Raw genomic sequence first — 2,244 nt, 5'->3', positions numbered from 1 at the left:
GTGTCCACGGGGCCCGTGCTCACGCGGCGCGCTTTGCCACGGGCGCGGGCGCCGCCCGGTCGATGAAGAGAACCTTGGCGAGCGATTGCCGGTTCTGGACAAGGTCGGCCAGGGTATAGCGGTCCAGCACGGCGTGGAAAGCCTCGACCGCTTCGCCCAGCACGCCGCGCAGCCGGCAGACGCGGGTGATCGAGCAGTGGTTGCCCTTGTCGGAAAAACATTCGGCCACCACAGCCACTCCCTCGGTCTGGCGCACCACCGCACCGACGCCGATCAGCTCCGGCGGCATCGCCAGCTCCAGTCCGCCGCCCTTGCCGCGTACATTGGCCAGCCAGCCGTTCTTGCCGAGGCAGTGCACGACCTTGGTCAGGTGGTTTTCGGAGACATCGAAAGCCGTTGCGATCTCGGCGATCGTGGCGCGCTGCTGCGGCTGCGCGGCCAGGTAGATCAGCACACGCAAGCTGTAGTCGGTGAAGGCGGTGAGTTTCATAAGGGTGAATGTAAGGTTTCAGCCGCGCACCTGGAAGTCGATGACGATTTCTCCCGGCTCGCGCCGGACATAGTCGATGCCCAGCGCTTCGCCGAATGCCTGCTGCAATTGCGCGAGCAAGGGCAGTGGGTCGTGGTCATTGACGAAGCGCATGGTTTCGCCGGCATCGAGGCTTTGCAGGGCGCCGAAGATCGCCGCGTGGCGCAAGCGCCTGGCCACGCCGCGTGCATCGAAGGCGTGGACGTTGTTGCGTGGCTGGATCTCGCTCATGAAAAGACTCCTGAAAATAGTGTCAAACAAGCGAAGAGCCGGCCCGGCCGGCACTTCGCGGGAGGTCAGCGCCTTGCCGTTGCTGCCGCTGCGATACCGCTGGTGTGCTGCACCGCAGGGCGACGCAGCAGGCGCAGGGCATACCAGGCGAGGAACACGGCGCCGATGGCAAACAGGATGTCGCCGGGCACCCGCATCCAGACCAGCGTTTCCATCACGGTCGAGTGGACGATCTCCGGCGAGCGGGCATACCACAGGCCCTTGCTGACGCTGGCCCAGGCCTGGTAGATGCCGGCCGGCAGCAGCGACAGGAAGACCATCATCGCCAAGCCGATGTTCAGGCTCCAGAACGCGGGCTTGAGCAGGTTGTCGGCGTGCAGGTGGCGCGCATACAGGCCGCGCAGGCAGAACAGCATCAGGCCGATGCCCAGCATGCCGTAGACACCGAACAGGGCGGCATGGCCGTGGGCAGCGGTCATGTTCAGGCCCTGCACGTAATACAGCGAGGCCGGCGGGTTGAGGGCAAAACCGAGCACGCCGGCTCCCACGGTGTTCCAGAAGCCGACGGCCACGAAACACATGACGGGCCACTTGTACGTGGCAAGCCAGGGCATGGCCTTCGAGCGCCGGTAGGTTTGCAGGGCTTCCAGGCCGATCAGGGTCAGCGGCACCACTTCGAGCGCGGAGAACACCGCGCCGACGGCGATCACCGAGGTCGGCGTGCCGGTGAAGTACAGGTGGTGCAGGGTGCCCAGGATGCCACCGAACAGGAAGACGATGGTCTCGGCAATGATCGCGCGGTTGGCGCTGGCGGTGCGTACCAGACCCAGGCGGGTGAAGATCAGCGCGACCACGGCCGTAGCGAACACTTCAAAGAAGCCTTCCACCCACAGGTGGACCAGCCACCAGCGCCAGTATTCGACCATCGAATAGTGGGTGTGCTGACCCCAGGTCAGCGAGGTGGCGTAGAAGCCGCCGATGCAGGTGGCCGACAGGAACACCATGGCGATCAGGCCGCGGGTTTCCGAAGGCGTCTTCAGCGCCGGCCACAGCGCGCGGCCGAGCAGGAAGACCCAGAACAGCAGGCCCACGAACAGCAGCAGTTGCCACACCCGGCCCATGCTGGTGAATTCCAGGCCCTGGTTGCCCAGCCAGAAGCTGAAGTCGACGCCGCGATGCTGCAGCGTGCCCAGCCAGCCGGTGACGGTGGAGCCGACGACGATGGCGATCAGCGCCCAGAACAGCACGTCGACGCCGAGCTTTTGCAGCCTGGGTTCACGCCCCGACAGCAGCGGCGCGATGTACAGGCCGGTGGCCAGCCAGGCGGTGGCGATCCAGAAGATGCCCACCTGCGTGTGCACCGTGCGGCTCACCACATAGGGCAGCACCTGCGCCAGCGGCATGCCGAAGAAAGACTGGCCCTCGACGGCATAGTGCGCTGTGATCACGCCCATGGCGATCTGCAGCAGCATCAGGCCGATCAC

General features: G+C 65.6%; 3 protein-coding genes. All 3 read right to left on the bottom strand.

The window, feature by feature from the left end:
* Positions 1 to 19: 19 nt before the first annotated feature.
* Positions 20 to 490, bottom strand: coding sequence for an Rrf2 family transcriptional regulator (locus V6M63_RS24440; protein ID WP_332746179.1), 471 nt, complete (start codon positions 488 to 490; stop codon positions 20 to 22).
* Between the two features lie 18 nt (positions 491 to 508).
* Entirely contained in the window at positions 509 to 760 is a 252-nt protein-coding gene (locus V6M63_RS24435; RefSeq protein ID WP_332746178.1) for a DUF2249 domain-containing protein, read from the bottom strand.
* Positions 761 to 825: 65 nt separating this feature from the next.
* Positions 826 to 2,244: cbb3-type cytochrome c oxidase subunit I (locus V6M63_RS24430; protein WP_332746176.1), on the bottom strand; the 1,419-nt coding region annotated here is incomplete at its 5' end.

The sequence above is a fragment of the Hydrogenophaga sp. genome (genome assembly GCF_036675665.1).
In the GTDB taxonomy this organism is placed as follows: Bacteria; Pseudomonadota; Gammaproteobacteria; order Burkholderiales; family Burkholderiaceae_C; genus Hydrogenophaga.
Note: the sequence above shows the minus strand (reverse complement) of the source record. Positions and strands in the feature narration are given on the sequence as shown.

Bases quoted from the DNA above. Each gene is read 5' to 3' on its own strand.
- V6M63_RS24435 (WP_332746178.1), bottom strand. From the start codon at position 760: ATGAGCGAGATCCAGCCACGCAACAACGTCCACGCCTTCGATGCACGC.
- V6M63_RS24440 (WP_332746179.1), bottom strand. From the start codon at position 490: ATGAAACTCACCGCCTTCACCGACTACAGCTTGCGTGTGCTGATCTAC.